The organism is Streptomyces sp. NBC_01622 (assembly GCF_045209635.1).
Taxonomy (GTDB): domain Bacteria; phylum Actinomycetota; class Actinomycetes; order Streptomycetales; family Streptomycetaceae; genus Streptomyces.
Window position 1 is genome coordinate 5,321,164 of record NZ_CP109293.1, and the last position, 20,284, is coordinate 5,341,447.

The 20,284-nt window shown below is 70.2% G+C and carries 17 protein-coding genes and 1 pseudogene; 9 read left to right on the top strand and 9 right to left on the bottom strand.

The window, feature by feature from the left end; all coding sequences use genetic code 11:
* Positions 1–47 precede the first annotated feature (47 nt).
* The 4 genes from OH768_RS24200 to OH768_RS24215 all read right to left on the bottom strand — a co-directional run bounded on the left by OH768_RS24200 (position 48) and on the right by OH768_RS24215 (position 3,258).
* Positions 48–788 (bottom strand): DUF2993 domain-containing protein, encoded by a 741-nt coding sequence (locus OH768_RS24200; RefSeq protein WP_406456852.1) that lies wholly within the window; start codon positions 786–788, stop codon positions 48–50.
* Positions 789–918: 130 nt separating this feature from the next.
* Complete coding sequence (locus OH768_RS24205) at positions 919–2,073, bottom strand: hypothetical protein (RefSeq protein ID WP_406456854.1); 1,155 nt, start codon at positions 2,071–2,073, stop codon at positions 919–921.
* Between the two features lie 8 nt (positions 2,074–2,081).
* Positions 2,082–2,336 (bottom strand): MoaD/ThiS family protein, encoded by a 255-nt coding sequence (locus tag OH768_RS24210; protein ID WP_019073733.1) that lies wholly within the window; start codon positions 2,334–2,336, stop codon positions 2,082–2,084.
* A gap of 37 nt (positions 2,337–2,373) precedes the next feature.
* Complete coding sequence (locus OH768_RS24215) at positions 2,374–3,258, bottom strand: alpha/beta hydrolase (RefSeq protein WP_406456856.1); 885 nt, start codon at positions 3,256–3,258, stop codon at positions 2,374–2,376.
* A 203-nt stretch (positions 3,259–3,461) separates the two neighbouring features.
* Between OH768_RS24215 and OH768_RS24220 the strand changes: the two genes are divergently transcribed.
* From OH768_RS24220 to OH768_RS24255, 8 genes and pseudogenes are all read left to right on the top strand, one after another.
* Positions 3,462–4,262 (top strand): response regulator transcription factor, encoded by an 801-nt coding sequence (locus tag OH768_RS24220; RefSeq protein WP_406456858.1) that lies wholly within the window; start codon positions 3,462–3,464, stop codon positions 4,260–4,262.
* Between the two features lie 128 nt (positions 4,263–4,390).
* Complete coding sequence (locus OH768_RS24225; RefSeq protein ID WP_388101339.1) at positions 4,391–5,416, top strand: LacI family DNA-binding transcriptional regulator; 1,026 nt, start codon at positions 4,391–4,393, stop codon at positions 5,414–5,416.
* A gap of 279 nt (positions 5,417–5,695) precedes the next feature.
* Positions 5,696–6,922, top strand: a complete 1,227-nt coding sequence (locus OH768_RS24230) for a S1C family serine protease (RefSeq protein WP_406456861.1) — start codon at positions 5,696–5,698, stop codon at positions 6,920–6,922.
* A 35-nt stretch (positions 6,923–6,957) separates the two neighbouring features.
* The gene (locus OH768_RS24235; protein WP_200713943.1) at positions 6,958–7,164 is read left to right on the top strand and encodes a hypothetical protein; all 207 of its coding nucleotides are present in this window, start codon (positions 6,958–6,960) and stop codon (positions 7,162–7,164) included.
* A gap of 117 nt (positions 7,165–7,281) precedes the next feature.
* Positions 7,282–8,019, top strand: a complete 738-nt coding sequence (locus OH768_RS24240; RefSeq protein ID WP_019073726.1) for a response regulator transcription factor — start codon at positions 7,282–7,284, stop codon at positions 8,017–8,019.
* Positions 8,020–8,081: 62 nt separating this feature from the next.
* Complete coding sequence (locus OH768_RS24245; protein ID WP_406465417.1) at positions 8,082–9,539, top strand: sensor histidine kinase; 1,458 nt, start codon at positions 8,082–8,084, stop codon at positions 9,537–9,539.
* A gap of 189 nt (positions 9,540–9,728) precedes the next feature.
* Positions 9,729–10,035: pseudogene (locus OH768_RS24250) on the top strand (GNAT family N-acetyltransferase); the annotation flags it as partial.
* A gap of 418 nt (positions 10,036–10,453) precedes the next feature.
* Positions 10,454–11,182: a response regulator transcription factor gene (locus OH768_RS24255; RefSeq protein WP_406456864.1), complete on the top strand. Its 729-nt coding sequence runs from the start codon at positions 10,454–10,456 to the stop codon at positions 11,180–11,182.
* A gap of 3 nt (positions 11,183–11,185) precedes the next feature.
* Here the strand turns inward: OH768_RS24255 and OH768_RS24260 are convergent, their stop codons facing one another.
* Complete coding sequence (locus OH768_RS24260) at positions 11,186–13,042, bottom strand: ABC transporter ATP-binding protein (protein ID WP_406456866.1); 1,857 nt, start codon at positions 13,040–13,042, stop codon at positions 11,186–11,188.
* A 1,273-nt stretch (positions 13,043–14,315) separates the two neighbouring features.
* A complete protein-coding gene (locus OH768_RS24265) occupies positions 14,316–16,145 on the bottom strand; it encodes a bifunctional metallophosphatase/5'-nucleotidase (protein ID WP_406456868.1) in 1,830 nt (609 codons plus the stop codon).
* A gap of 144 nt (positions 16,146–16,289) precedes the next feature.
* On the opposite strand from OH768_RS24265, the gene mshD reads away from it, so the two are divergent.
* Complete coding sequence (mshD, locus tag OH768_RS24270; protein ID WP_406456870.1) at positions 16,290–17,219, top strand: mycothiol synthase; 930 nt, start codon at positions 16,290–16,292, stop codon at positions 17,217–17,219.
* A 24-nt stretch (positions 17,220–17,243) separates the two neighbouring features.
* Here mshD and OH768_RS24275 read toward each other — a convergent pair whose 3' ends face one another.
* The 3 genes from OH768_RS24275 to OH768_RS24285 are packed head-to-tail and all read right to left on the bottom strand — an operon-like array spanning position 17,244 to position 20,274.
* Positions 17,244–17,900, bottom strand: a complete 657-nt coding sequence (locus tag OH768_RS24275; protein ID WP_406456872.1) for an ABC transporter — start codon at positions 17,898–17,900, stop codon at positions 17,244–17,246.
* Entirely contained in the window at positions 17,891–19,417 is a 1,527-nt protein-coding gene (locus OH768_RS24280; protein WP_406456874.1) for an ABC transporter permease, read from the bottom strand. Before OH768_RS24280 ends, OH768_RS24275 begins: the two co-directional genes overlap by 10 nt.
* Positions 19,414–20,274: an ABC transporter ATP-binding protein gene (locus OH768_RS24285; RefSeq protein WP_406456876.1), complete on the bottom strand. Its 861-nt coding sequence runs from the start codon at positions 20,272–20,274 to the stop codon at positions 19,414–19,416. The genes OH768_RS24280 and OH768_RS24285 overlap by 4 nt, the downstream gene beginning before the upstream one ends.
* Between the last annotated feature and the right edge of the window lie 10 nt (positions 20,275–20,284).

Genomic DNA, 20,284 nt, shown 5'->3' on the forward strand with positions numbered 1-20,284 from the left:
CACTGCCGTCTCGCCCCTCGGACAGCCGCCGCCCACCGGACCTCGTCCTACCCGGCCAGCCTGACGTTCGAACCCTTCACCTTGATCTCCACACCGTTCTTCGCGGCCTGCACACTGGCCAGCTTCACCCCGCCCGGCAGCTGGTCGATCGTCTGCTGGAAGTCGGTGATCGAGCGGATCCGGGAGTCGGCGAGGTCGACGACCAGCTTGGGCAGGTTGTCGGCGTGCACCTTCACGGTGTCGCCGTCGACGGTGACCGTGCTGAGCACCGGATACGTCGTCTCCTGGCCGCCGACCGAGATCTTGACGTCGACCTTGATCTTGCCGTCGCCGCCGTCGGAGAGGTTGACGACCTGGGCCTTGACCCCGGTGAAGATGTCCGTCGGTTCGGACTTGGCGGCCTTGAGCAGCTGGTCGTAGGCAATGCTCGCGGAGCCGGTCGCGCTGGCCGCGGTCGCGGAGCTGTAGCCGTTGGAGAACTTGACGTCCTTCATGTCGGCCTTGAGATCGTCGATCCGGATCGTGGAGGTGCCGCTGCCGCTGGTGTTCGGGGTGGTCGCCTCGTAGGTCTTGATGCCGAGCTCGACGTCGTCCAGCTCACCGGAGGCGACCTGGGTGAGGAAGGGGAAGCCCTTGATGGAGACGTCGGGGGCGGAGGCGAGGTTCTCGCTCGTCTGCACCTTGCCCGCCGCCTCGTTCTGCGCGAAGTAGACCGCGACCCGGTCCACGACCACGAACAGGACGCCCAGAATCACCACGACGGTCAGAAGTATTCGTAGCCCACGCATTTACGGTGTTCCCCCACCTGGCGGTCGTCGACGAAAGCGGTGCAACGACCGTGTGGCCGCAAATCGCGAGCGTAGTCCCGCGAGATGCGTGCAGCAGGAAATTGTCGATCACCTGTGACAGGCGGCGTGACTACGCCAGCGCGCGCCCCAGTACGTAGGCCGCCGGGGCCGCCGCGGCGAGCGGGAGGGCCACACCGGCCGTGAAGTGGACGAAGCGGGACGGGTAGTCGTAGCTCGCCACCCGGTGGCCGATCAGCGCGCAGACCGCCGCGCCCGCGCCGAGCAGCGCGCCCTTCGCGCCGAGGCCGGTCATCCCGCCGACCGCGATGCCCGCACCGGCGGCGGCGAGGAGGGAGACGACGACCGAGGCCACGGTCGGCAGCGGGAGCGCGCGGGCCAGGATCGCGACCGCGACCGCCGCCGCGCCGACGGTGACCGCGTCCGGGTCGGCCGCGAGGTGGCCGGTCGCGACGATGGCCAGGGCCGCCGAGGCGACCGTCGCCATCAGGCTCTGGATCCGGGTGTCCGGGTCGGCGTGCGAGCGCAGCTGCATCACGAGGGAGAGCAGGACCCAGACGCCGAGGGTGCCGAGGATCGCGGCGGGGCCGTTGTCCCGGCCGGCCGCCAGCAGGGCAACGTCCGCGACGAGCGCGCCCGCGAAGGCCAGCGCGATGCCCTGCCGGGCGGGCCACATCCCGTTCAGCCGGAACCAGCCCGCCGCCGTGACCGCCTGGAGCACGACCAACGGCACGACGAGGGCGTACGACCCGATCTGCGCGGTGACGGAGAGGAGCAGCGCCAGGAGGGCGGTGAGGCCGGCGGGCTGCATCCCGGGTTCGATGATCGGCGAGCGGCCCTCAAGCCGGGCCCGCTGGGCGTCGGTGACGCGGGCGTTGCCGGCGAGGGTCGAGGGGCCGTAGCCGCTCTCCTCCGCCGCGGACGCCGGCGGCGCGGGCACGGGGGCCTGCGCGTGGGCGTCGTAACTCGGCGTCGGCGCCTGGTAGTTCTGCGGCGGGAAGTACGCCAGGTCGGACGCGGAGGGTCTCGACTGCTGGACCTGCGTGTCCCAGGTCTGGCCCTGCCACTGCTGGGTGTACTGCTGCGCGGCCTGCGGGTCGTCGTACGCCTGCTGCTGCCCGTGCCAGGCCTGCGCCTGCTGTTGCTGTGCCTGCTGTGCCTGCTGTGCCTGCTGTGCTTGCTGGGCCTGCTGCGGCTGTTGCGGCTGTTGCTGCTGGGCGTAGGGGTCGTAGCCCTCGCCATAGCCCTCGTACGGCTGGTTGCTCATCGCTTCGCTCATCCTCCTGCGAACGGCGGGAGCACCTCGACCGTGCCGCCCTCGGCCAGCCGTACCGTCTCATGTCCGCGGGTGCCCACGGGGTCACCGTCGACGAGGAAGGAGCATCGCAGCAGTACGCGGGCGAGTTCCCCGGGGTGTCGCTCGCGCACCTCGGCGAGGGCCTCGGCGAGGGTGGCCGCGTCGAACGGCTCCTCGGCGATCCCGGCCGCGGCCTTCGCGGCGGCCCAGTAGCGCACCGTGACCTTTGGCATCCGCTTCCTCAATCGATCGGGGGCTGCAACGGCCAGGCTAGTCCTCCTGTGAACCGGCCCAGCGACCGATCCGGGCCAGCAGGTCGTCGCCGGCCGCGTGCTCGGCGTGGCCCATGCCGGGCTCCAGCCAGAGTTCGGCGTGGTCACCCGCGGCGTCGGCCAGCATGCGGGGGTGGTCGAGGGGGAAGTAGCCGTCGATCTCGCCGTGCACGACGAGGAGCGGGGTCGGCGCGATGCGCGGGACCGCCTCGACCGGGGAGAGCGGGACCGGGTCCCAACCGCTGCGCTCGATACGGGTCTTGAGGCCGAGGCGGCCGACGAGACGCCCCTCGGGGCGGGTCACCAGCCAGTGGAGTTTCCGCATGGGGGCGGTGCCCCGGTAGTACCAGCGGGCCGGCGCACTCACCGAAACCACCGCGTCCGTGTGCGCTTCTGTGCGCCCCCTGCGCCCCTGACCGTCCGCGTCACCCTCCGGGCCGTAGAGCGCCGCGTGCCGCAGCACCACCGAACCGCCCATCGAGAAGCCGACGGTGACCACGCGCGCGTGCCCCTGCTCGCGGGCCCAGACGACCGCCGCCGCCAGATCGAGCACCTCGCGGTCGCCGACGGTGGACCGTCCGCCGGACCTTCCGTGGCCCCGGAACGAGAACGTGACCACGGCCCCGTACTGGGCGAACGCCTCGGCCACCCGGCGCACATGCGGCTTGTCCACATCGCCCGTGAAACCGTGCGCCACGACGAACACCAGATCACCGGAAGGTGGCGGGGAGACGTCGTATACGGCCACTGCCGGGTCGTATACGGAATCGATCGTCACCCCGTCGTCGGTGTGCAGAAACGTCCGCAAAGGTGTGCGTCTGATCGTCTCAGAGTTCGGACGAACGGTGGATCGCGCCACATGACCTGCCGTATCAGCGCTCATGTGGGCTATTCTGCTGGACAGAGGACTCGGGCAGCGAAGCCCCCGGGTCCTTTTGTGCTTCCGGGAGCGTTGTATACGAAGCGGGAAACCGCGGGAAACCACAGGTGGACGCCAGTGATACAGGGCCCCCGGGATCACAGTGCAGTGCCGCAATGCCGCAGTGCCGCAAACGTCCTCGCAGGGACCGAGGAGGAACCAGACATATGAGTTCTCTGCTGCTCCTGACCAATGCCCTCCAGCCGTCTACGGAGGTGCTTCCGGCCCTTGGCCTGCTGCTGCACAACGTGCGCGTGGCACCGGCGGAAGGCCCCGCTCTCGTCGACACCCCCGGTGCCGACGTCATCCTCATCGACGGCCGCCGGGATCTGCCTCAGGTGCGCAGCCTGTGTCAGCTCCTCCGCTCCACCGGACCGGGATGCCCGCTCATCCTCGTCGTCACCGAGGGCGGCCTCGCCGCCGTCACCGCGGACTGGGGCATCGACGACGTGCTCCTCGACACGGCCGGCCCGGCCGAGGTCGAGGCACGGCTGCGGCTCGCCATGGGCCGCCAGCAGATCGTCAACGACGACTCCCCCATGGAGATCCGCAACGGCGATCTCTCCGTGGACGAGGCGACGTACTCCGCCAAGCTCAAGGGCCGGGTCCTCGACCTGACCTTCAAGGAGTTCGAGCTCCTCAAGTACCTCGCCCAGCACCCGGGCCGCGTCTTCACGCGCGCCCAGCTGCTGCAGGAGGTCTGGGGCTACGACTACTTCGGCGGTACGCGGACGGTCGACGTCCATGTACGGCGCCTGCGCGCGAAGCTCGGAGTCGAGCACGAGTCGCTGATCGGGACCGTCCGGAACGTCGGTTATCGATTCGTTACCCCGGAGAAGGGTGACCGGGGCGGCGAGGAGGCGAAGCTCAAGGCGAGCGCCGCTCTCGCAGGTGCAAAGCCGGAGGATGCGGACGAGACGGCCGACACGGCCGCCCTGGACGCGGCCGAGATCCCGGCCCAGGCTTGACCCGCGTCGGGGCAGGGCATCGCTTCCGCACGGCTTCTCGTCGCTTCCGCGCGGCGATGCTGTGCGGAAGCGACGAGAAGCTTCGAAACGCCCTGCCCAGAGCGGGTCAATCCGCGTAGACTCCGCGCGTGGCCAAGGTGACTCGGGATGATGTGGCGCGGCTGGCGGGTACTTCGACCGCCGTTGTCAGCTATGTCATCAACAACGGACCCCGGCCGGTTGCCCCGGCCACGCGCGAGCGTGTCCTCGCCGCGATCAAGGAACTGGGGTACCGACCTGACCGGGTGGCCCAGGCCATGGCGTCGCGGCGCACGGACCTCATAGGCCTGATCGTGCCGGACGCGCGCCAGCCCTTCTTCGGGGAGATGGCGCACGCGGTCGAACAGGCCGCGTCCGAGCGCGGAAAGATGGTGCTGGTCGGCAACTCCGACTACGTCGCCGAGCGCGAGGTCCACTACCTGCGCGCCTTCCTCGGCATGCGCGTCTCCGGCCTGATCCTCGTCAGCCACGCGCTGAACGACCTCGCCGCCGCCGAGATCGAGGCCTGGGACGCCCGCGTGGTCCTTCTCCACGAACGCCCCGAGGCCATCGACGACGTCGCCGTCGTCACGGACGACCTCGGCGGCGCCCAGCTCGCCGTCCGGCACCTCCTGGAGCACGGCTACGACTACGTCGCCTGTATGGGCGGTACGGCGGAGACACCGGCCGTCGGCGACCCGGTCTCCGACCACGTCGAGGGCTGGCGGCGCGCGATGACCGAGGCCGGTCTGCCGACCGAGGGACGGCTCTTCGAGGCGCCGTACAACCGCTACGACGCCTACCAGGTCGCCCTGGGGATCCTCTCCGGGCCCCGGCGGCCACCCGCGATCTTCTGCTCCACCGACGACCAGGCGATCGGCCTGCTGCGGGCCGCCCGCGAGCTGCGGATCGACGTACCGCGCGAACTCGGCGTGATCGGCTTCGACGACATCAAGGAAGCCGCCCTCGCCGATCCGCCGATGACCACGATCGCGTCGGACCGTCCGGCGATGGCCAGGGCGGCCGTGGACCTCGTGCTCGACGACGGCCTGCGGGTGGCGGGCTCCCGTCGTGAGCGGCTGAAGGTGTTCCCCTCCCGCCTGGTGACCCGGCGGTCCTGCGGCTGCGAAGCCTGACCACCTGCGTGCCCGCGTAGAGGTACAGGACACCGGGGGAGTTGCGGACCAGGAGGTCGGCGCGGCCGTCGCCGGGGATCGCCTGTCACCTCGCACACGTGTCGCACAGGGGTCACGCAAGTGTTCGTCCGGCCCGTGCCGTGCCCCAACTCCCCCGCGACCTCCCGTTTCCCCGAGTTTCCGGGCCTCGGGCGTCTTTATATCGGGCATACGAGGTTCTGTCGGGCTTCTCAGCGGGGACTCAGGTACCTCTCATGATCGCGCGACAGTCTCTTTTCCATGACCGAGAGCTTCCGCCGCAGCGGCGAGTACGAGACCCCCCAGGGCGACCAGCCGCAGGCGTACCCCCAGCAGCAGCACGCCTCTTCCCCCGTGAACCCGGAGTGGCCGCCCCCGCCGGCCCACCAGCCGCAGCCGGCCCAGCAGGCGCAGCCCTTCGACCCGGCCCAGCAGCCGGTCACCGTAGAGCCGGGTACGACGGTGTGGCCGGGCGGCCAGACGCCCGCTCCCTCGCCCGCCCCGCAGGCCGCGTTCGGCGCGGACGGTTACGGCGGTTCCGGTGGTGGCGGCGGTGGCGACACGGCTCTCCTCACTCCCGTCCAGGCGGAAGCACCCAAGCCCAAGAAGCGGACCCGCGGTCCGATCGCGCTGCTCGCGGCCGTGGCGATCGTCGCCGCGGCCGTCGGCGGCGGTACCGCGTACGCCTTCCAGCAGCTGACCGGCAAGGACACCGTCGCCACCACCAGCACCACCACAGCGGTCGTGCCCTCCAGCAAGAAGGGCGACGTCGCCACCATCGCCGCGACCGTCAGCCCGAGCGTGGTCGAGGTCGAGGCCACCCTGAGCAACGGCACCTCCACCGGTGCGGGCGTGATCATCACCACCGACGGCCAGATCGTCACCAACAACCACGTGATCTCCGGCGCCACCTCGGTCAAGGTCAAGACGAGCAACGGCAAGTCGTACACCGCGAAGGTCGTCGGCACCGACAGCAAGAAGGACCTCGCACTCCTCCAGTTGGAGAACGCCTCCGGACTGAAGGCGGCCACCCTCGGCAATTCCGCCGGCATCCAGATCGGCGACACGGTCGTCGCGATCGGCTCCCCCGAGGGGCTGACCGGCACGGTCACCAGCGGCATCGTCTCCGCCCTGAACCGTGACGTGACCGTCTCGACCGACGAGAGCCAGAGCCAGGGTTCGGGTTCGGGCGGCAGCGGCCAGTGGCCGTTCCAGTTCGGCGGCCAGCAGTTCAACGGCGACACCGGTTCGTCCACCACGACGTACAAGGCCATCCAGACCGACGCGTCCCTCAACCCCGGCAACTCCGGCGGTGCCCTGATCGACGCGAACGGCGACATCATCGGCATCAACTCCGCGATGTACTCGTCGAGTTCGTCCTCGTCCTCGTCGTCCGACGCCGGAAGCATCGGCATCGGCTTCGCCATCCCGATCGACACCGTCAAGGCGGACCTGGCTTCGCTGCGGGCGGGCGGTTCCGACAGCTGAGCACGGCTCTTCCAGCAACCAGTAGGGAGTACGTCATGATCAAGCAGGTTTCGCACACGGTGACCGACGCCGGAGCGGCCGGTCTCGGCCTGGCCCTCGGGGTGGCGTACGAACTGCACGCGCCGGCGGCACGGGCACCGGAACTGGCGCCCGCCCCGGAGCTGATGGGGCTCCGCACCAGCGCGGCCCACCCGCACCACCGGAAGGTGCCGCTGAACCGGCTCGCCACGATGCGAGCCTGATCTCAGCCCATTTCTCCCCTCCCCTCCTCTTTACGCGCCAGCCGGGAAACATGCGAGGCTGATTGCGACCAGCCGATCGTTGTCTCCCCGTCCCACCGCACCCGAGGAATCCAGCCCATGAGCCCCGCCGAAGGCGACCGTGACACCCAGCGCATCCTGATCGTCGACGACGAGCCGGCGGTGCGTGAAGCACTCCAGCGCAGTCTGGCCTTCGAGGGGTACGACACCGAGGTCGCCGTCGACGGCGCGGACGCGCTGGAGAAGGCGACCGCCTACCAGCCCGACCTGGTCGTCCTCGACATCCAGATGCCGCGCATGGACGGCCTCACGGCCGCGCGCCGTATGCGCGGGGCGGGCACGACGACGCCGATCCTGATGCTCACGGCCCGCGACACGGTCGGCGACCGGGTGACCGGTCTGGACGCGGGCGCCGACGACTACCTCGTCAAGCCCTTCGAACTCGACGAACTCTTCGCGCGGGTACGGGCGTTGCTGCGGCGCAGCTCGTACGCGGCGGCCGCGGCGGCCGGTACCGCCCCCGAGGACGACTCCCTGACCTTCGCCGACCTCCGCATGGACCTCGCGACGCGCGAGGTGACGCGGAACGGGCGCCAGGTCGAGCTGACCCGCACCGAGTTCACGTTGCTGGAGATGTTCCTCGCCCACCCCCGCCAGGTCCTCACCCGTGAGCAGATCCTGAAGGCGGTCTGGGGCTTCGACTTCGAGCCGTCCTCCAACTCTCTCGATGTGTACGTGATGTACCTGCGCCGCAAGACCGAGGCGGGCGGCGAGCCGCGGCTCGTGCACACGGTTCGGGGCGTGGGCTATGTGTTGCGACAGGGTGGAGCGGAGTGAAGAACGTCCTCAACCGTTTCCTGCACCGGTTCCGGACCCTGCCGATCCGGTCCCGGCTGGCGATGCTGGTCGCGGCGGCGGTGGCGTTCGGGGTGGCGGCGGTTTCGGTCACCTGTTGGTTCATCGTGCAGGGGAAGTTGTACGAGCAGGTCGACGCTGATCTACGGCAGATGGCACAGCCGCAGCGGACCGGTGATGTTGTGCAGTTCCTCCAGACCTGCCCGCAGACCGTCGACAGCACGCAGAGCGACACCACCGACCCCAGCGGCTTCGACGGGATCCGGACGCAGACCACTTATCTCCAACTGCTCAAGTCCAGCGGGAAGTTCTGTGTTTCCTCCGGTTCGGCGGGCGTCGTCAAGGTCACCGGTGCCGACAAGGACGTGATCAAGGACGCGAGTAACCTCACGTCGCTTCCGTCCACCCTAAAGGGGGTGTCCCGCAATGGCGTCGACTCGAAGGGCAACGCCGTACGCGTGCTGACCACGCCTCTGCTCGTCAGGCAGGGCCCGACCCTCCCTCAGCTGTACCCCGACACCGCACTCGTCGTCGCGGTCCCTCTGAAGAGCACCCAGAACACCCTGAACGAACTCGCCCTCGTTCTCCTCCTCGTCTCCGGTATCGGAGTGATCGGCGCCGGTGCGGCCGGACTGGCAGTGGCCCGCGCCGGTCTCCGTCCCGTCGACAAGCTCACCGAGGCAGTCGAGCACGTGGCCCGCACCGAGGACCTGGCCATCCGCATCCCCGTGGACGAGGACAGCGACGACGAGGTCGCCCGTCTCTCCCGCTCCTTCAACTCGATGACGACGTCCCTCGCCAACTCCCGCGAGCTGCAACAACAACTCATCGCAGACGCAGGTCACGAGCTCCGCACCCCCCTCACCTCCCTCCGCACCAACGTCGAACTCCTCACCCGCAGCGAGGAGACCGGCCGCCCGATCCCCCCGGCGGACCGCAAGGCACTGCTCGCCTCGGTGAAGGCGCAGATGACCGAACTGGCGTCCCTGATCGGCGACTTGCAGGAACTGTCCCGTTCGGAGGGGCAGCGAGGTGAACGCGTCCAGATCGTCTCGCTCCAGGACACCGTCGAAGCGGCCCTGCGCCGAGCCCGCCTGCGCGGCCCGGAGTTGACGATCACGGCGGACGTACAGCCCTGGTACGTCCAGTCGGAGCCCTCGGCGCTCGAACGCGCCGTGGTCAACATCCTCGACAACGCCGTGAAGTTCAGCCCCGAGGGCGGCACGATCGAGGTCCAGCTCACGCGCGGCGTCCTCACGGTCCGCGACCACGGCCCCGGCATTCCCGCCGATGAACTCCCCCACGTCTTCGACCGGTTCTGGCGCTCCCCGTCGGCCCGCGCCCTCCCCGGTTCCGGCCTGGGCCTGTCGATCGTCGCCCGCACGGTCCAGCAGGCCGGCGGCGAGGTGACGTTGTCCCGCGCAACGGGCGGCGGCACGGTGGCGACCGTACGGCTGCCGGGGGCGCCGACTCCACCGCCGGAGGGCTCCGCCACCCAGTAGCCCAGTTGAAAAAGTGTGTCACTTCTGCGGAAAGTGACACACTTTTTCGGGGGAGGGGTCAGGGGGAGGCGGCACGGAATCACACGCTCCGGGGTCTCTCCACCCCTACGGGGCCGGCGACAAGGCCGTTCACGGCCACACCGACCGGAACCGGATCCGCCGATCACGCCGCGATAGGTTGCCCACCATGAACGCACGGCACCTGAGGTACCCGGGCGGCGCGCCGGATTCTTCGTGATCGAAATCGACGGGTCGATGATCGGCATCGTCGAGCTGAACCGGCGCGACGCGGAGCGCCGGAGTCAAGTCCGTCCGGACGCCGGGGAGGCCGAACTCGGCTATCTGTTCCTGCCGGAGGCGTGGGGACACGGATACGCCGCCGAGGCGTGCGCGGCGGCTCGCGACAACGCTGGGGTTCACCGAGGTGCAGCGGTTCGAGGAATGGGGCGCCGAGCAGTGGTTCGGCGTACGGTCATCGATCACGCCGTCCGGTTGAGTCGGGACGCGTTCGCTGACGCCCACAGCCCCCCGCCACTACCATCGCCCCAACCCAGGCTCCAGAGAGGGTCGATGAGCGGGGGCGGCGGCGGTGACGTCGGCGGTGGGCGTGGGATCGAGCGGGAGTACCGCGGGTGGGGGAAGCAGTCGCGGAAGCGGTTGGTCTTCATGGGGATCCTGCTGGAGAATCCCGCCTCCAGCTGGCGCGGCCGGGCGGCATCTCCCTCCGGGTCGGCCCAACGCGGCGCCGGCCAACCTGCGCGCCGCGTCCGGGACGGTGTACGTCTTCTTCGCCGCCTTCGTCCCCTTCGCGGCCCTGTTCCACTGGCTCCGCGCCCGCACCCCGGCGGCCCACGCATAACCCGCTGCCAACTCCCTGCCAGCTCCCGCACAGCCGCCCGTCACACCGTGTTCGAATGGCGCTGGCGCGGAAGATCCTGCTGGCCGACGACGACGCGGACGTACGCGAAGGGCTCGGCCGGGTGCTCAGATTCGAGGGGTACGAGACCGTCCTCGTGGGAGACGGGCGTACCGCCATCGATCTCCTCGGTGTACCGGACGATGCCGCCGCGCCCGACCTCGTGCTGATGGACGTCACCATGCCCGAGTTGGACGGGCTGGCCGCGACCCGCCGTATCCGCGCCTCCGGGTCCACCGTGCCGATCCTGATGCTCACCGGGCGGACCGCCGTCGGCGACCGTATCGTCGCCCTCGACAACGGCGCCGACGACTACCTCAGCAAACCGTTCGCGGTGGACGAACTCCTCGCGCGGGTACGGGCGTTGTTGCGCCGCAGCACCCGCGAGGAGGTCTACGGCAGTCCCCCGGCCGAGCTCGAACAGCTCGTCTTTCATGATCTCGTCATGGACCCGCGCACCCGTACCGTCACCCGCGGCGGCCGGCCGCTCGAACTCACGCGGACCGAATTCCTGTTGCTGGAGTACCTGTTGAGGCATCCGGCGACCGTGCTCACCCGGTCCCGGCTCCACCGGCACGTCTGGGGCTTCGACTTCGAGCCCGCGTCCAACACCCTCGACGTCTACGTCATGTATCTGCGCCGGAAACTGGAGAGCCGCGGCGAACCGCGGCTCATCCACACCGTACGGGGGCTCGGGTACACCCTCCGGGCAACACCCACCGGTTGACGACTACTTGAGCGGCAGCCTCAGGATCATCGTCTCGTCAGCGGACGCCGGTGCCTGCGGCGGGAGCGGACGCAGGAGCATCGTGTCGTCCGCACGGTGCCGTCCCGTTCCCGTTCCCGTGATCGCCATTTCGGGGAGCGGACCCGCAAGTCGCGCGTACGCGCCGCCCCTTGCCACCAGCTCCGCGTGCGTTCCCGTCTCCACCAGGCGTCCGCCCTCCACGACCAGGATGCGGTCGGCGTCGGGGGCGAGGCTCAGGTCGTGGGTGATCATGATGGTCGTACGGCCGGACATCAGGCGGCGGAGGGGCTGGATCACCTGGCGGGCGGCCACCGAGTCGAGGCCGGCCGTCGGTTCGTCCAGGACCAGGACCGGGGCCTGGCGCAGCATCGCCCTCGCGATCGCGATCCGTTGCAGCTGGCCGCCGGAGAGTGCCGCCGTGCCGGGGGCGATCTCGGTGTCGTAGGCCTGGGGCAGGGCCGTGATGAAGTCGTGGGCCGCCGCCGCGCGTGCCGCCCGCTCGATCTCCTCGTCCGTCGCGCCGGGGCGGCCGCACTCGATGTTCTCGCGGATCGTGCCGTTGAGGATCAGGGTCTGCTGGGGCAGCAACGCCACGTTCTCGCGCAGGAATTCGAGCGGTACGTCACGGAGGGGGACGCCGTCCAGGCAGATCACGCCCTCGGAGGGATCGTAGAAGCGAGTGAGCAACTTCGACAGGGTCGACTTGCCTGCTCCGCTCTCGCCAGTGACGATCACCAGCTCGCCGGGGTCCGCCCTGAACGTGACGTTGTCGACCGTGTCGCGGGCCGCGCCGGGGTAGCGGAAGGTCACGCCGTGGAAGCTGACCCAGCCGTGGACGGGCCAGGCGGGGACGGGTTCGCGGGGGTCGCCGACGGACGGGGTGGCGTCCAGGATCTCGTTGATGCGGGCGGCGCCGGCCGTGGCCGCGGTGAGGGTGAGGCCGAGCTGGCCGAGGTTGCGGACCGGGGGGTAGAGGTAGCCGATGAAGGCGGCGAAGGCGAGGAGTGCGCCCAGAGTCATGCGGTCGGCGGAGATTTCCCAGACGCCGAGGCCGATGACCGCGAGGACGCAGAGGGTTTCCACCACCTCCACGAACTGCTCGTACATCTCGCTGAGGCGGGCGCCTCGTACCGATGCCTTCATCCACGCGCGGGCCTCGATGTCGAGGCGCTTCTCCTCGTCCCGGCGGCGGTTGTACGCCTGGGTCAGCACGACGTTGCCGAGGGACTCCTCCACCACCGAGGTGATCGCGCCGTCCGCGGTCCGCTCGTCCTGCGAGGCCTGCTTGATGCGGCCGGAGAAGCGGCGGGCGGCCAGGAGGAAGAGGGGGGCCAGGACGAACGTGGCCAGGGCCAGGTCCCAGCGGAGGTACAGGGCCGCGCAGGCGTAGAAGACCGCCGAGAAGGCTGCCGAGATGGTGCCGACCACGCCGGACACGACCATCTGCTCGATGGCCTCCACGTCTCCGGTGAGGCGTTCGACCAGGTCGCCCTGGCGGTGCTTCTGGAAGAAGTGGGGCGGGAGGTCCTGGACGTGGCGGAAGACGTTCGCGCGCAGGCGCAGGACGAAGCGTTCGGCGGTCCAGGTGGCGAGGGAGTTGCCGAAGTAGCCGACGAGCGCGCCGAGTACGGCGACGCCGAGCCAGGCGGCGGCCGGGCCCCAGAACGCGGACAGCGAACCGGCCTTGAGGGCGTTGTCGGTGAGCTCCGCGAAGAGCAGGATCGCGGCGGTCTCGGCGAGCGCCGACACGATGACGCACGTGATGATCACCGCGAGCCACTTGCGGTCACCGCGGGTCAGCGGCCAGAAACGGCGGAAGGCCTCACGGGCTTCCCTCATGGTCAACAACTCCCTTCGGACTAGGGCCTGTCCGGCGGATCAGGTCGCAGGAAAGCGACGGCGCCTGATCGGCACCGGTGAGCGGGATCTGGTGCGTCCAACTGCAAGGCGGAGGAGGGCGGCGACGCGGTGGGGGCACCTCCCGGCCGAAGGCTGGGGGACGTCGGCAACCGACGACAACGCCGCTGGGGGTCCCCCCACGCCTTTAGGGCAGTGGGGGAGGGCGTGCCAGACCCCGCGTCTGCGACAGGATCCGCCGGACAGGCCCTGAGGATTGCGGCCTGGACGTGGCCGAGGCGGGGCCACCGGAGCGAGCGAACTCGCTAACCGGCGGCCCCGCCTCACTGGGCGCTGGCTCAGCCCTTGTGCCCGACGGGACGCTTCGGCGCCGGCTTCTTGGGCGCGGGCTTCTTCGGGACCGGGGCGGGCTTGCGGTGCTTCTTGACCGGGACGATCTTGTGGAAGCTCATGGCGGGTTCCCTTTCCGGGGGTTCGGCCCTGCGGCCGGGTGGGGGGTGGTGCGGGTCTTCTTCTGCGGCTCGCGGGACTGCTTACTTGTGTCCGACCGGACGCTTCGGCGCCGGCTTCTTCGGCGCGGGCTTCTTCGGGGCCGGGGCCGGCTTGCGGTGCTTCTTGACCGGGACGATCTTGTGGAAGCTCATGACGGGTTCCCTCTCTGGTACGGCTGTCGCGGTGTCTGCTGCGGTTCTGCAACAGTTCCTCTACCGATCTGCTGCAACTGCCTTTGAATTACGCCTGTAAATTCTTTGTCAGCCCTTGTGTGCGATCGGGCGACGCTTCGGGGCGGGCTTCTTCGGCGCCGGCTTCTTGGGGGCCGGGGCGGGCTTGCGGGTCTGCTTGATGGGGTGAATCTTGTTGAAGCTCATGATTAATTCCCTCCCTGTTACGAACTCTTATGGGCTGTTTACTTGTGGCCGACCGGGCGGCGCTTCGGGGCCGGAGCAGGCTTCTTCGTGGCCTTCTTGGGCGCCGGGGCGGGCTTGTGGTGCTTCTTGACCGGGGCGATCTTGTGGAAGCTCATCGTGCTCTCCTTCGTCTTCTGTCGTTTGCGCCGTTCGCTTTCGACATGGAAAACACTACTGGACTTCCGACGCAGGAAAAGCGATTTTCGCTTAGACCTTCCTGAGCGATTGCTGTGAATGATTCTTATGGAATTCGCGGAACTGAACCCGCCCTTACACAGAATTTAGAACGGGAAAACGGAAGGGGCCCGGCGCCGACCTGCGGCACCGGGCCCCCTGGGGGTCGGCTGCTACTGCACGACAGTGATCCGGTTCGCCGCCGGAGGCGTGAGCGGGCTCGCCGCCGACGAGTGGGCCGTCAGGTACTGCGCCAGCGCGCTCAGATCGTCCGTGCCGACCAGGTCACCGGTGCCCTGCCCCAGCGTCGGGAAGCCGTCACCGCCGCCCGCGAGGAAGCTGTTCGTCGCGACGCGGTAGGTGGCCGCCGGGTCGATCGCGGCGCCGTCGAGGCGGATGGAGTCGGTGACCACGCGGTCCGCGCCGGTCTTCGTCAGGTCCAGCGTGTACGTCAGTCCGGACGAGGGCTGGAGCACCTTCGGTGCCGCCGCGTTCGTGCCGCTCACCTGTTCCTTGAGTACCTGGACCAGCTGCGCGCCCGTGAAGTCCTGGAGGTTCACGGTGTTCGCGAACGGCTGCACCGTGAAGCCCTCGGCATACGTCACCACACCGTCGCCCTCACTCCCCTTCGCCGCGTAGGTGAGCCCGGCGCGCACCCCGCCCGGGTTCATCAGCGCGAGGTCGGTCTCCGGGTCCAGCTCCTTGCCGTAGGCGAGCTGGGCGTCGGCGATGAGGTCGCCCATCGGGGACTCGGTGCCGGTGTTGTTGACGTCGGCGGAGATGTAGCCGATGGCGCGCTTGCCGATGGGGGCCGCGAGGGTGTTCCACTTGCTGATCAGGGCGGTCAGGTCGGCGGCCTTGGGCACGGTCCGGGTGACCACGTGGTTCGCGGACTTGACCGCCGTACGGGCGATGTCGCCGGTGACGCGGTCGTACGTCAGCGTGGTGTCCGTGTACAGGCGGCCGAAGGACGCAGCCGAAGTGACCATGCGGGGCCGGCCACTTGGGTCGTCGATCGTGCAGACGTAGGCGTTGTGGGTGTGGCCGGTGACGAGGGCGTCGACGGCCGGGGTGACGTTCTTCGCGATGTCGACGATCGGGCCGGAGATGCCGGAGCCGCCGCCGGACGCGTCGCAGTCGTAGTTGTAGGACGCGGAGGCAGGGAAGCCGCCCTCGTGGATCAGCGCGACGATCGACTTGACGCCCTGCTTCTGCAGTTCCTTGGCGTACTTGTTGATCGTCTCTACCTCGTCCTTGAACTGCAGGCCCTTGACGCCGTCCGCGGAGACGATGCCCGGGGTGCCCTCCAGTGTGACGCCGATGAAGCCGACCTTGACGCCGTTCTTCTTCCACACCCAGTACGGCTTGAGGATCGGCTTCTTCGTCTTCTCGTCGAGGACGTTGGCCGCGAGGTAGGGGAAGTCGGCACCCTTGAACTTCTTGTCCGTGTAGCAGCCGTCGGTGGGGTGGCAGCCGCCGTTCTGCAGGCGGGCCAGCTCCCTGGCGCCCTCGTCGAACTCGTGGTTGCCGACCGAAGTGACGTCCAGGTCGAGCTTGTTGAGGGCCTCGATGGTCGGCTCGTCGTGGAACAGACCCGAGATCAGCGGGGAGGCGCCGACCATGTCGCCGCCGGCCGCGGTGATCGAGTACGGGTTGCCCTCGCGGGCCTCGCGCAGATGCGTCGCGAGGTACTCGACACCGCCCGCGTCGATCGTCTTCGTCGTGCCGTCCGCCTGGAGCTCGGTGACCCGGCCGGAGGAACCGGACGGGGGCTCCAGGTTGCCGTGCAGGTCGTTGAAGGACAGGAGCTGTACGTCCTGGTAGCGGCTGGGCGTGGACCCGTGGCCGTACCCGTGACCGCTTCCGCCTCCGGTCGGGATTCCGTGCGCGTCGGCGGGCAGCGCGGCGGCCAGCGCACCGGCCGTGGCCAGGCTCGCGGCGGCGGCGAGCAGGCCTGCGACACGGCGTCTGCGCGGGCGGAACGGCTGGGAAGTGGCTGGCATGAGCCCCCCTGTGTGTCGGCTGAGAAGTCACCACGTTCCGGCGCAGCCTAGGGTCAACGCGCGTAGCGCGACAGGGGGTTCTTGGTTACATCCTGGTTTCTTCTTTGCCGCCACTTTGCCGGTACGTCCGCTTACCCTGAGGCCATGACCAGCGACGACACCGCACGGCCCGCGCCCATCTCCCGCTCCATCGAGACCTATTCCGAGCTCCCTCCGGACCAGGCCGGGGCCGTCCTCGCGCTGATCGCCGAGGCCGCCAGGACCGACGGGCAGCCCGCGGTGTCCGAGCAGGGGCGGCTGCAGCTGCGCGGCGGGGCGCGGCCCGGGGTCTCGCATCTGCTGCTGACGCTGGGCGAAGAGCTCGTCGGCTACGGGCAGTTGGAGGACACCGACCCGGTGGAGGCACCGGCCGCCGAACTCCTCGTCCACCCCTCGCACCGGGGGCACGGGCACGGGCGGGCGCTCGGCGCTGCGCTGCTGGCCGCGTCCGGGAAGCGGCTGCGGGTGTGGGCGCACGGCGGGCATCCCGCCGCGCGCCATCTCGCGCAGGTCCTTGGGCTCGCCCTGTTCCGCGAACTGCGCCAGCTGCGGCGGTCGTTGGCGGATCTGGAGCTGCCCGAGCCGGTCCTTCCGCAGGGCGTGACCGTACGGACCTTCGTGCCCGGCGCCGACGACGCGGCCTGGCTCGCCGTCAACGCCGCCGCCTTCGCCCACCACCCCGAGCAGGGCTCCCTCACCCAGCGGGACCTGGACGACCGCAAGGCCGAGGCATGGTTCGACCCCGAGGGATTCTTCCTCGCCGAACGCGACGGCGAACTGATCGGCTTCCACTGGACGAAGGTCCACGCGGAGGAACAGCGGGGCGAGGTCTACGTCGTCGGGGTCCTGCCCGGCGCGCAGGGCGGCGGGCTGGGCAAGGCCCTGACGACGATCGGCCTGCGGCACCTGGCGCGGCAGGGGCTGCCGACGGCGATGCTGTACGTCGACGCGGACAACAAGGCGGCGGTGTCGGTGTACGAGCGGCTTGGGTTCACGACGTACGAGACGGACTTGATGTACCGCTCGGAGTCGTGAACGGCCGAGTCATGAGGGGCCCGGTCAGGAAGGGGTGAGCCTCAGGCGCCTGCGCCGCACCGGCTCCGGCCCGCATGCCGTCCACACGAGTGCCGCCCCCGCCAGGACGAACGCCCAGTGGTCGTGACCCACCGTCCACCACTTCTCCTTCGGGGCGGCGAACAGGCCCCAGTGCTCCGGGAACAGGAGGGCCGCCGCCATGGCGGTGGCGAGGAGGGCGATGGCCACGCGCTGGCCCGGTTCGGACTCGTCGGTGAGGCGGACCGCCGTGGCCGACGCGGCCAGGGCGACGACCGCCGCCGCGGCCGCCTCCAGGGTGAGGGCGCCGACCGGAGGGCGTATCTGCGCCGGGATCAGCAGGACGACCGCCGTCCACCACAGGGCGGCCAGGGGGGCGACCAGCGCGGTGCGCAGTGCGGCGCGGAGCATGCGGCGGGTCGGGACCGCCACCGTCACCTGGCGGGCCGGATCGTCCAGGAGGAACGTCAGGCCCAGGGCGAAGGCGAGCGCCGCGCCGCGCAGCAGGAGCAGGGCCGTCCAGGGGTCGGGGTCGTCGGAGAGCAGTCTCGGCAGCGCGGCCAGCAGCAGCCCCGCAGCGGCGCCCGCGCCGAGGGCCCGCCAGGGCAGGGCGCGCAGCACCGGGCGCGCCAACTGCCCCAACACCCGTGTGGTTACTCGCACTTGTCCGCTCCCGCCGGTGCCTTGACGCCGAGCAGCTCGGCCACCTTCGCCGTGGTCACCTTGGGTGCCGTCAGCTCCGCCCAGTGCGCCTTCACCTTGGGGGCGACCGTGGTCTTGCCGGCCGTGAGCAACTCCCTTACGACCGTGGTCTGTTCGGCCGTCATCGACATGGGGTTGGTCGGCGAGAGCACGATCGCGGAGCCGCTCACGCTGTCGTCGAGCCGGACCGCGCGCAGCTGGGTCAGCGGGTCGGACTGCCAGCCGAGTGCCAGCCACATGATGGTGACCATGCGGCCGTCGCAGAGCGAGCCGGTCGCCTTCTCGCTGCCCATGACCAGCACGGAGGAGACCGCCGCGGCGAACTCCGGTACGCGGGGGCCGCCCCAGCGCGTGCCGACGGTCACCTGGTAGGGCACGGTGGACGGTTCGATCGCGCCGTCGCCGTCCATGCCGTAGCGGGCCTCGACGCGCTGCCGTACGAGGAGCTTCTCCTGGGCGGCGGTGCCGCCCGTCAGGGACTGGACGTGGTCGGCGACCTTCGCCCAGGTGCCGGTGCGGGGCATCCATTCGGGGAACGCGCAGTACGTGGAGTTGCCGTGCCGGGCGCAGGACTGGACCTTCGCCGGGTTGAGGGTGGCCAGCACGCGGGCGTCGGTCGTCGCCTTGGACACCTTGGCCGCCTGGCCCACCGCGCCCCATGTGCCCAGGCCGACCGCCACGACCAGCGCGGCGGCGACGGTCTTCGTACGGCCGCCGTTGACCAGTACTGCCGCCAGCGCCAGGGTCAGCGCGAGTCCGAACAGGTAGAGGGCGTGCCAGACGGCCGGGCGGCCCAGCAGGTCGGAGGGGAGGGTCTTGCTGCTCGCGTCGCCGATGACCGGTACCAGCCACCTCGTCGCGCTGCCGTTGGAGTCGCCCGGGACCGCCCCCAGGAAGAGGGTCGAGAAGAACGCCAGCACCAGGAGCATCGGTGCCGCGAACGGCGACCGCACCACCCGGGCCAGCAGTACTCCGGCCGTTCCGGCGAGCAGCACCGTGAGCGGTCCGACGAGCAGTTCGCCCACCGAGCCGTGGCCGACCGAGCCGGGCGCGAGCACGCCCCAGGTGAACTGCGCGGCCACCAGCAGCGCGGTGAGCGCGGCGGCCGGTACGACGGACAGGGCGAACGCGACCGTACGGCGCCAGGGTTCGAGGACCAGCACGTCGAAGTGCCGGTCGGTGTCCTGGCGTCGGGAGCGCAGCACGGCCTGGTTGGCGCAGAGCAGGACGGCCAGGGCGGGCAGCAGCGGGCCGGTCTGGGTGGCGCGGTCGACGTCCTGGAGGGCCGGGTAGCCGGTCCACGCGTCGCGCATGGTCCAGCCGATCCAGGCGGCGTAGAGGACGAACATGAGCAACACGGGGAGGCGGAGGAGGAGTTTGCGGGCCTCGAAGAGGGCCAGCGCCAACACCGCTGCCCAGGAACGGCGTCGCTCGTCGGCGCGTTCGGCCGGGGGTGCCTTCTCCAGTACGGCGCTCATGCCGCCACCTCCGCGGCGATGCCGTCGAGGGTGATCAAGTAGCCGTCCTCCAGGGTGGGTTCGACGAGTTCCGCGCCGGGGGGCGGGTCGCCGACGTTGCGGAAGGCGCCGAGGCCGGTGCGCCAGCCGGCCATCGCGGCCGGGTCGCGTTCCGTGCCGCTCCACACCCGGCCGGCGGCCCGTGCGGTGAGTTCGGCCGGGGTGCCCTCGAAGCGGACGGTGCCGCCGGCCATGACGACGACCCGGTTGCAGAGCATCGCGACGTCCTCGGTCTGGTGGGTGGAGAGGAGGACCGTGCGGCCCTCACCCGCCCTCGCGATCAACTCCCGGAAGCGCATGCGCTGTTCGGGGTCGAGGCCGACGGTCGGCTCGTCGAGGACGAGGAAACCGGGGTCACCGACGAGGGCCGCCGCGAGCGCGACGCGCTGCCGCATTCCGCCGGACAGCTTCTTGATGCGCTTGCCGCGCACGTCGGAGAGGTCGACCTCGGCCAGCACCCGCCGCACCTCGCGGTGGCGTCCCTCGCGGTCGGTGAGTTCCTTGAGGATCGCGACGTAGTCGACGAACTCGAAGGCGGTGAAGTCCGGGTGGAAGCCCGGCGTCTGCGGCAGATAGCCGAGGACGCGCCGCACCTCCTGGCGTCCGCCGGTGGTGCTCGGGTCGTGGCCGAGCACGGTGAACGTGCCCGAGTCGGCGGGCAGCGCGGTGGCGAGCACCCTCAACAGGGTGGTCTTTCCAGCCCCGTTGGGGCCGAGCAGCCCGGTGACGCCCTCGCCGAGCCGTAGCGACACGTCGTCGAGGGCGTGCGTCGAGCCGTAGCGCAGGCTGAGCCCGGCCGCGGAGACGGTGGTGGTCATGTACGGAACT

What these genes read in the sequence shown, in the direction of transcription:
- OH768_RS24200 (WP_406456852.1), bottom strand. Translation starts at nt 788, where the DNA reads ATGCGTGGGCTACGAATACTTCTGACCGTCGTGGTGATTCTGGGCGTC.
- OH768_RS24205 (WP_406456854.1), bottom strand. Translation starts at nt 2,073, where the DNA reads ATGAGCAACCAGCCGTACGAGGGCTATGGCGAGGGCTACGACCCCTAC.
- OH768_RS24210 (WP_019073733.1), bottom strand. Translation starts at nt 2,336, where the DNA reads ATGCCAAAGGTCACGGTGCGCTACTGGGCCGCCGCGAAGGCCGCGGCC.
- OH768_RS24215 (WP_406456856.1), bottom strand. Translation starts at nt 3,258, where the DNA reads ATGAGCGCTGATACGGCAGGTCATGTGGCGCGATCCACCGTTCGTCCG.
- OH768_RS24220 (WP_406456858.1), top strand. Translation starts at nt 3,462, where the DNA reads ATGAGTTCTCTGCTGCTCCTGACCAATGCCCTCCAGCCGTCTACGGAG.
- OH768_RS24230 (WP_406456861.1), top strand. Translation starts at nt 5,696, where the DNA reads ATGACCGAGAGCTTCCGCCGCAGCGGCGAGTACGAGACCCCCCAGGGC.
- OH768_RS24235 (WP_200713943.1), top strand. Translation starts at nt 6,958, where the DNA reads ATGATCAAGCAGGTTTCGCACACGGTGACCGACGCCGGAGCGGCCGGT.
- OH768_RS24240 (WP_019073726.1), top strand. Translation starts at nt 7,282, where the DNA reads ATGAGCCCCGCCGAAGGCGACCGTGACACCCAGCGCATCCTGATCGTC.
- OH768_RS24245 (WP_406465417.1), top strand. Translation starts at nt 8,082, where the DNA reads ATGCTGGTCGCGGCGGCGGTGGCGTTCGGGGTGGCGGCGGTTTCGGTC.
- OH768_RS24255 (WP_406456864.1), top strand. Translation starts at nt 10,454, where the DNA reads ATGGCGCTGGCGCGGAAGATCCTGCTGGCCGACGACGACGCGGACGTA.
- OH768_RS24260 (WP_406456866.1), bottom strand. Translation starts at nt 13,042, where the DNA reads ATGAGGGAAGCCCGTGAGGCCTTCCGCCGTTTCTGGCCGCTGACCCGC.
- OH768_RS24265 (WP_406456868.1), bottom strand. Translation starts at nt 16,145, where the DNA reads ATGCCAGCCACTTCCCAGCCGTTCCGCCCGCGCAGACGCCGTGTCGCA.
- mshD (WP_406456870.1), top strand. Translation starts at nt 16,290, where the DNA reads ATGACCAGCGACGACACCGCACGGCCCGCGCCCATCTCCCGCTCCATC.
- OH768_RS24280 (WP_406456874.1), bottom strand. Translation starts at nt 19,417, where the DNA reads ATGAGCGCCGTACTGGAGAAGGCACCCCCGGCCGAACGCGCCGACGAG.
- OH768_RS24285 (WP_406456876.1), bottom strand. Translation starts at nt 20,274, where the DNA reads ATGACCACCACCGTCTCCGCGGCCGGGCTCAGCCTGCGCTACGGCTCG.